The following is an 8,296-nucleotide window of genomic DNA, read 5'->3' on the forward strand; positions in this document are numbered from 1 at the left end:
CAACCAGCGCGAGATCGGCTTCGACACCAACGACTTCGCCAGCGCCATGCGGGCCGCCATGCGCCAGGACCCCGACGTGATCCTGGTGGGCGAGATGCGCGACCAGGAGACGGTGGCCGCCGCCCTCAGCGCCGCCGAGACCGGCCACCTCGTCTTCTCCACCCTTCACACCATCGACGCCACCGAGACGGTCAACCGCATCGTGGACTTCTTCCCTCCCCACCAGCAGAACCAGATCCGCGTGGCCCTGGCCGGGTCGCTCAAGGGCACCATCTGCCAGCGCCTGGTGCCGACGGCCGACGGCACGGGCCGGGTCCCGGCGCTGGAGGTGATGGTCGTGAACGGGCGGCTCCAGCAGTGCATCGTCGACCCGCAGCGCACGGGCGACATCCACGAGATCGTGGCCGACGGCGAGTATTACGGCATGCAGACGTTCGACCAGGCGCTGGTCAAGCTCTACCAGTCCGGTGCGGTCGACCTGCGGGGCGCCATGATGACCGCCTCCAACCCCCACGACCTCAAGGTCATGCTCCAGCAGCGCGGGCTGGTCGGTACCACCACCCGGTAGGCCCGGCGGGGCACGGTCGTACGATGCGCGCATCCCCGACCCTGCCGACCCCGCGCCGCCGGACGACGTCGAGCTGAGCGGCGCGTCCGGCCCGGCCTCGCCCCCGAGCGGCTTCGACGCCGCCCGGTTCCGCCAGGTCCTCGGCCACTTCTGCACCGGCGTGGTGGTGGTCACCGGCCTCCACGGCGGCGAGCCCGTCGGGTTCACCGTGCAGTCGTTCACCTCGGTGTCGCTCGACCCGCCGCTGGTCACCATCTGCCCGGCCCGCTCGTCGGCCACCTGGCCGAGGCTGCGCTCGACGGGCACGTTCTGCGCCAACATCCTGGCCGACGACCAGGAGGCCGTCGGCCGGGTGTTCGCGGCGCCGGGCGGCGACCGCTTCCGGGGGCTGGGGTGGCGGCCGTCGCCCGCCTCCGGCTCGCCCCTGCTCGACGGTGTGCTGGCGTGGGTGGACTGCCGCATCGAGGCGGAGCACGACGGCGGAGACCACCTCATCGCCGTGGGGCGGGCCCTCGACCTCGGGGTGGCCGGCGGGGGGCGGCCGCTGCTCTTCTACCGGGGCGGCTACGGCCGCTTCGAGCCCTGACCGGCGCCGCCGCCCCCCCGGCGCGCCCGGCAGGCCCGGCGCGGTGACGGCCCTGATCGCCCTGGGTGTGGTGCTCCTCGCCACCGGCGCGGCCAAGCTCCGCCAGCCGGCGTGGCCGGCCACGGCGGCCGCCTTCGGGGCGCCCGGGTGGCTGGCGCCGCTCCTCCCCTGGGTCGAGCTGGTGCTCGGCGCCTTCCTCGCCACCGGCGTCGGCCACCCGTGGACGGCCGTGGCGGCGGCCGGGCTGCTCGTCGCCTTCAGCGCCGCCGTCGCCCTCCGGCTGGCCCGGGGCCAGGCCGTGCCCTGCGGTTGCTTCGGGGAGACGTCGCCCGAACCGGTGGGCGCCGACACCCTGGTCCGCAACGGCGCGCTCCTGGCCGTCGCCGGCCTGGCCGTGGCCACCGGAGGCCGCCCCGGCGGGGCCCTCTCGGTTGTCGCCGGCGTGGCCCTCGGGCTGGCCCTGGTCGCCGGCGCCCGGGCCCGGCCCGGGATGGCGCGCTGACCGCCCTTCCTCCGGGCACCAGCCGCCGGTATGCGGCTCGTTCCGTCCACAGAACCGGGCCCGGGCTGCCCATCGCCCACGCCGCTACGCTCCCGCCGTGCCCACCATCGACTCGTCGGACGTGATCGACGGCGTCGTGGTCGTCACGCCCGACGTCCACGGCGACGAGCGGGGCCGGTTCGTCGAGACGTACCGCCGGTCGTGGTTCCCGGCCGGGCGCGAGATGGTGCAGGGCAACCGCTCCGAGAAGCGGGCGGGCGCCCTCGTCGGCCTCCACTACCACCTCCACCAGGCGGACTACTGGTACGTCACCCGGGGTCGGGCCCGGGTCGTGCTGCACGACCTGCGCGAGGGGTCCCCCACCGACGGCGCCACCCTGGAGCTGGACCTCGACGGCGACGCCGAGAAGGGCGTGTTCATCCCGCCCGGCGTCGCCCACGGCTTCGCCTCGCTCACCGACCTGACCCTCACCTACCTGGTCGACGGCTACTACAACGGCGCCGACGAGCTCGGGCTGGCGTGGGACGACCCGGCGGTGAAGGCGGACTGGGGCGTCGCCGGCCCCGTCGTGTCGGAGCGGGACCGGACCAACCCCCCCCGGCACGACATCCCGGCCGGGCGACGGCCGTACTGGGGCCTCCGCACCGCCGGCTGACCGCGGAAAATCCAGCGGCCCGACCGGTCGAGCCCCGTCGCACCCGACAAAGACGCCCTGGGAGTGGCACCGGGAACCACGTACAGTGACTGACTAGTCACGGAGCGGCGGAAGGAACGGGCGTCATGGAACTCAGCAGTCTCGGCCAGGCCCAGGTGCTGCGCCACGCAGCCGTCGACGTGGCCGTCTCCCGGGAACGGTCGAGGCGGCGGCGACTGCTCGGCGCCATCGTCGTCCTCGCCCCGTTGGCGCTGTGGATGTGGTCGCGCCTGGCCGGCGGCGACCCGGTCCGGTTCGGGATGCCCGACCTGCCCATCCCGCCCGAGCTCGTGCCGGGGCTGATCCTCATCCTGATCCTGACCCTCGTCATCCTCCTCCCCCTCCTGGGGGCGGGGCGGTCGCCCCACGTGCTGTTCCGCCCGGCCGAGATCGACGTGTCGCTGGCCGACGTCAAGGGCGCCGGCATCGTCGTCGAGGAGGTCGTGCGCACCCTCAACCTCTTCCTCGCCCACCGCACCTTCAAGGAGCAGATGGGCGGCACGCCCCGCCGGGCCATCCTCTTCGAGGGCCCCCCGGGCACCGGCAAGACCTACATGGCCAAGGCCATGGCCCGGGAGGCGGGCGTGCCCTTCCTCTTCGTGTCGTCGTCCGCCTTCCAGTCGATGTACTACGGCCAGACCAACCGCAAGATCCGCACGTACTTCAAGGCCCTGCGCAGCTACGCCCGCAAGGAGGGCGGCGCCATCGGGTTCATCGAGGAGATCGACGCCATCGGCGGTGCCCGCACCGGCATGGGCGGTTCGGGGGGCCGGGAGGGGATCACGGGCGTCGTCAACGAGCTGCTGATCCAGCTCCAGTCGTTCGACACGCCCCCGGCCGGCCGACGGCTGGCCGGCTGGTTCGTCGACCAGGTCAACCGGTGGCTGCCGGCCCGCCGCCAGCTCCGCAAGCCCGCCCCCGTGCCGGCCAACATCCTGGTGATCGGGGCCACCAACCGCGCCGCCGACCTCGACCCGGCCCTGCTGCGGCCGGGCCGGTTCGACCGCTCGATCCACTTCGACCTCCCCAGCCGCAGCGGCCGCGGGGAGATCATCGACTACTACCTGGACAAGAAGTCCCACGTCGCCGCCCTCGACGACGACGAGGTCCGGGACGCCCTCGCCGCCATGACGTTCGGCTACTCCCCGGTGATGATCGAGCACCTGCTCGACGAGGCGCTCGTGTGGGCCCTCCGCCGCGGTGCCGGCGCCCTCGACTGGGACGACCTCCAGCAGGCGCGCATGACCGAGGAGCTCGGGCTCAAGCACCCCGTCGAGTACAGCGAGGTCGAGCGGCGGACGATCGCCACCCACGAGGCCGGCCACGCCACCGTCGCCCACCTGGTGGGCAAGGGCCGCAAGCTGGAGGTGCTCTCCATCATCAAGCGGGGCACCGCCCTCGGCCTGCTGTCGCACTCGGAGACCGAGGAGCGCTTCCTGCGCACCCGCACCGAGATCGTCGCCCTCATCGAGATCGCCTTCGGCGGCATGGTGGCCGAGGAGGTGTTCTTCGGGGAGTCGGGGACGGGCCCGAGCGGCGACCTCGACGCCGCGACCCGGCTGGCCGCCTCCATGGTGGGCTCGCTCGGCCTCGGCGGCTCGCTCATCTCGCTCGACGCCGCCCAGGGAGCGCCGGGGGCGAACGTCGTCACCAAGGTCCTGTCGAGCGACACGGGCCGGGAGGCGCTGGAGGACATCCTGGTGAAGGCCAAGGCCGGCGTCACCTCGATGCTGGAGGCCAACCGCCACGTGGTGGAGGCGCTCCGGGACGCCCTGCTCGAGCACGACGAGCTGGTGGGCGACGAGATCCTCGAGGTGATCGGCGGCGCCGGGCAACCCCCCGCGCCCCGTGACCAGGTCCTCGACCTCGAGCTCCTGGCCCGGGGCCCGGCGGCGATGCTCGACGGTGAGGGCGTCGACGCGTGGTGGGCCGCCGCCGAGAAGCGCCTCGGGGGATGACGCGGCGGCGGCCGGCCGTCGGTCAGTCCTTGTGGCGGGCCGCCGTCCCCCAGCCGGCCCAGCCCCCGACCAGCCCGCCGATCACCGACGCGGCGACGGCGCCGAGGAGGGCGCACAGGCCGATGCGGATCCCGAGCTGCAGGTCGAGGAACTCGATGAACCCGAACGGGGCGCCGAGCAGGGCGCCCACCAGGGCGGCGACGGCGCCCCCGGCGGTGGCGCCCTTGGCGGCGGCGGCGGGGGCGGGGCCGGCCCCGACGGGCTGGTCGGGGTCTTCGTGGATGCGGGCGCCGGAGCCCGTGGTGCGCTGGTTCTGGTCCATGCCGCTGGTGTACCCCGGGGACCACCGTCCGATGTACCCGAAGAGCGCTCAGCCGGCCAGCGTCGCCACCGCCGTGCGGCCCCGCCCGGCCCGCTTGGCCTGGTAGAGCCCGCCGTCGGCCCGGCCGAGCACGGCGGCCAGCGGGTCGCCGTGCTCGGCATTCGACACCCCGATGCTCACGGTCGCCGCGATCTGCCCGCTGCGGGCGGGGATCGGCGTGGCCGCCACCGCGTCGCGGATGCGCTCGGCGACCTCGTAGGCCTCCTCGACCCCGCAGTCGGGCATGACCACCGCCAGCTCGTCCCCCCCGTAGCGGCCGACCAGGTCGGCCGAGCGGACGTGGGCCACCGTGCGGGCGGCGACGGCGGCCAGCACGTCGTCGCCGGCGCCGTGCCCGTGGGTGTCGTTGACCGCCTTGAAGTGGTCGACGTCGATCATCAGCACCGACAGGGGGCGGCCGAGGCGCTGCGCCCGGCGTAGCAGCCGCTCGCCGGCGGCGAACAGGCTGCGCCGGTTGAGGGCGTCGGTCAGGCCGTCCACCTCGGCCAGGTGGTGGAGCTCGGCCAGCAGTCGGGCGTTCTCGGCCGCGACGCGGATCTGGCGCGTCACGACCACGCCGGTGATGGCGGCGGCACCGAGCAGCAGCCCGTCGAACGAGGCGCCGGCCACGTCGTGCCCGACGGCGACGACCAGGCCGTAGCCGATGACGATGGCGGCGTAGGGGAGGAGGCTCACCCGGCCCGACGGGTTGGCGCCGCCGTCGGAGAGGATCGCCGGCCCCGGGTGCCGGGCCTGGACGAGGGCCGCCCACAGGGCGAGGCACTGCGCCAGCATCCAGAAGGCGTCCGGCCAGTCGCCGCCGGCGTAGGAGCCCGACAGCGACAGGTGGGCGTAGGCCACGTCGGCCACGACGAAGGCCGACACGGCCCCCACGAGCAGCCACAGGGGGCGGTCGCCCGGCCGGCGCAGGAGGGTCGTGACCAGTCCGTAGAGCAGCACCAGGTCGCCGACCGGGTACCCGACGCTCAGCACCGTCGCCAGGTCGTCCGACCCGCTGTGGACGACCGGCTCGACCACCAGGTACCACACGACCATGGCGACGGCCAGGAGCACGGTGAGCGCGTCGAGCGCCACCTTGACGCCCTCGGCCCTCGAGCGGGGGGCGGAGGGCAGGGCCAGCAGGCCGAGGGCGAGCAGGGGGTAGAAGCCCAGGTAGCCGGCGTCGGCGGGCGAGGGGAACGGCGCCTGGTGGAGGACGGCCTCGAGGACGAACCAGGCCACGTCGCCGGCCCACCACAGGGCGAAGGCGACGGCGATGAGCCGCCAGGCGCGCCTGGTGGCCCCGTCGCCGGCCCGGGTGGATGCCCGCCAGGCCAGCAGCGGGACCAGAAGGCCGATGGGCAGCGGAGCCACGTCGCTCAGCAGCTCCCGCTGGTCGGCCCCGCCGCCCCCGAGGAGCGCCCACAGCACGAACCCGAGCGTGTAGGCGCCCGCCACCCAGCCGGCGACGCTCCCGTCGCGGGGCCGAGCCCTCCCCCCTGCCTCGGCCATGCCCCTGATGTCGGCCCCAGGAGGGCATCCCTTGAGAATCCGCCGTAGTCGCCACGGCGGCCCTCGGTCCTAGGTGGACAGGCCCAGCTCGTCCAGCACGAAGGCGTAGACGAGGGCTTCCTCGCGCCACGAGTCGTAGCGCCCGGACGGGCCGCCGTGGCCCGCCCCCATCTCCGTCTTGAGCAGGACGCGGGCGCCGCCCGTGCCCCGGTCGCGGAGGCGCTGCACCCACTTGGCCGGCTCCCAGTAGCTCACCCGGGGATCGTTCAGCCCGGCCAGGGCGAGCACCGCCGGGTGGTCCACGGCGGCCACGTTGTCGTACGGCGAGTAGGACTTCACGTAGGCGTAGACCTCGGGATCGGCCTTGGGGTTGCCCCACTCCTCCCACTCGGTGACGGTGAGCGGGAGGTCCTCGTCCAGGATCGTGGTGAGCACGTCCACGAAGGGGACGTCGGCGATGGCGGCGCGGAACAGGTCCGGCCGCAGGTTGACCACCGCCCCGACCAGCAGGCCGCCGGCGCTGCCTCCCCGGACGACCAGGCGGTCGGGACCGGCGTACCCGTGGGCCACCAGCGTCTCCGCGCAGGCCACGAAGTCGGTGAACGTGTTCTTCTTGCGCAGCATCTTGCCGTCCTCGTACCAGCGCCGCCCCATCTCGCCCCCGCCGCGGACGTGGGCCAGGGCGTAGACGAACCCCCGGTCGAGGAGGCTGAGCCGGAATGGCGAGAACGTGGGGTCGATGCTGATCTCGTAGGAGCCGTAGCCGTAGACCAGGGCAGGGGCGGTGCCGTCGACGGCCAGTCCCCGCTTGTGGGCGTAGGAGACGGGCACCTGCTCGCCGTCGGCCGCCGTGGCCCACAGCCGGCCCGTCTCGTAGTCCGCCGGGTCGTACCCCCCGAGCACCGGCTGCTGCTTCATCAGCTCCCGGGTCCGGGCTTCCATGTCGTAGTCGTAGACGGACCGGGGCGTCACCATCGACGTGTAGCCGAAGCGCACGACGGTGGTCTCGAACTCCAGGTTGGCGTCGGGCGTCGTCGTCGACACCGCCTCGGGCTGCTCGATCACGTGCGTGTCGCCGTCGGCGATGCGGCGGACGGCGATGCGGCGGACGCCCCCGGCGCGTTCGTGGAGGACCAGGTGGCCGGCGAAGACCTCGATGCCGTCCAGCTTCACGTCGGTCCGGTGGGGCACCACGTCGGTCCAGCGGTGCCGACCGGGGTCGTCCACCGGGGCCTCAACCAGCTTGAAGTTCTCCGCCCCGTCGGCGTTGGTGACGATCAGGAACCGGTCGCCGTGGTGGTCCACGTCGTACTCCACGCCCTGCTCGCGGGGCTGGACGAGGCGGAAGTCCCCCTCGGGGGTGGTGGCGTCCAGCACCCAGGCCTCGGCGGTGACCTTGCTCTCCAGCCCGAGCACGACGTAGCGCTCGCTCTTGGTGAGCCCGACGCCCAGGAAGAAGCGCTCGTCGTCCTCCTGGTGCACGAGCACGTCGTCGGCCGCCGGCGTGCCCACGGCGTGCCGCCACAGCTGGTACGGGCGCATCGACCCGTCGACCTTGGTGTAGAAGACGGTGGCGCCGTCGGCCGCCCAGGCCAGGCCGTAGTACGTGCCCGGTACCCGGTCCGGGAGGTCCTCACCGGTGCGCAGGTCCCGGAACCGCAGGGTGAACCGCTCGCTGCCGTCGTGGTCGACGGCGTAGGCCAGGCGGTCGGCGTCCGGGCTGACCTGGGTGTTCGCCACCGCCAGGTAGTCGTGCCCCTGGGCCAGCTCGTTGTGGTCGAGGACGACCTCCTCGGGCCCGTCGGCGTCGCCCTTGCGCCTGCACCAGATGCCGTACTGGAGGCCCTCGACGGTGCGGGACAGGTACCACCAGTCGCCCTTGCGGGCGGGGACGGACAGGTCCGTCTCCTGGATGCGGCCGACCATCTCGTCGAACAGGCGGCGCTGGAGGGCCTCCGTGGGGGCCAGCTGGGCGGCGGCCCAGGCGTTCTCGGCCTCGATGTGGGCGATGACCTCGGGGTCCTCCCGGTTGCGCAGCCAGTACCACTCGTCGACCCGCTCGTCACCGTGGGCCACCAGGACCCGGGGCCGCTTGGGGGCAGCCGGGGGCCGGGC

The 8,296-nt window shown here is 74.0% G+C and carries 8 protein-coding genes; 5 read left to right on the top strand and 3 right to left on the bottom strand.

The window, feature by feature from the left end; translation table 11 throughout:
- From VM242_16040 to VM242_16060, 5 genes are all read left to right on the top strand, one after another.
- Positions 1-568 (top strand): ATPase, T2SS/T4P/T4SS family (locus VM242_16040; protein ID HVM06667.1); only part of this gene is annotated, 568 nt, incomplete at its 5' end.
- A 73-nt stretch (positions 569-641) separates the two neighbouring features.
- Complete coding sequence (locus tag VM242_16045) at positions 642-1,154, top strand: flavin reductase family protein (GenBank protein ID HVM06668.1); 513 nt, start codon at positions 642-644, stop codon at positions 1,152-1,154.
- 43 nt (positions 1,155-1,197) lie between these two features.
- Complete coding sequence (locus VM242_16050) at positions 1,198-1,656, top strand: MauE/DoxX family redox-associated membrane protein (protein HVM06669.1); 459 nt, start codon at positions 1,198-1,200, stop codon at positions 1,654-1,656.
- Between the two features lie 97 nt (positions 1,657-1,753).
- Positions 1,754-2,311, top strand: coding sequence for a dTDP-4-dehydrorhamnose 3,5-epimerase (gene rfbC, locus VM242_16055; GenBank protein HVM06670.1), 558 nt, complete (start codon positions 1,754-1,756; stop codon positions 2,309-2,311).
- A 125-nt stretch (positions 2,312-2,436) separates the two neighbouring features.
- Positions 2,437-4,308, top strand: a complete 1,872-nt coding sequence (locus VM242_16060; GenBank protein HVM06671.1) for an AAA family ATPase — start codon at positions 2,437-2,439, stop codon at positions 4,306-4,308.
- Positions 4,309-4,330: 22 nt separating this feature from the next.
- On the opposite strand, the gene VM242_16065 is transcribed toward VM242_16060, so the two are convergent.
- The 3 genes from VM242_16065 to VM242_16075 all read right to left on the bottom strand — a co-directional run.
- Positions 4,331-4,630: a hypothetical protein gene (locus tag VM242_16065; protein HVM06672.1), complete on the bottom strand. Its 300-nt coding sequence runs from the start codon at positions 4,628-4,630 to the stop codon at positions 4,331-4,333.
- Between the two features lie 48 nt (positions 4,631-4,678).
- The gene (locus VM242_16070; protein ID HVM06673.1) at positions 4,679-6,181 is read right to left on the bottom strand and encodes a GGDEF domain-containing protein; all 1,503 of its coding nucleotides are present in this window, start codon (positions 6,179-6,181) and stop codon (positions 4,679-4,681) included.
- Positions 6,182-6,250: 69 nt separating this feature from the next.
- Positions 6,251-8,296 (bottom strand): S9 family peptidase (locus tag VM242_16075; GenBank protein ID HVM06674.1); only part of this gene is annotated, 2,046 nt, incomplete at its 5' end.

The sequence above is a fragment of the Acidimicrobiales bacterium genome (assembly GCA_035540975.1).
Lineage (GTDB): Bacteria > Actinomycetota > Acidimicrobiia > Acidimicrobiales.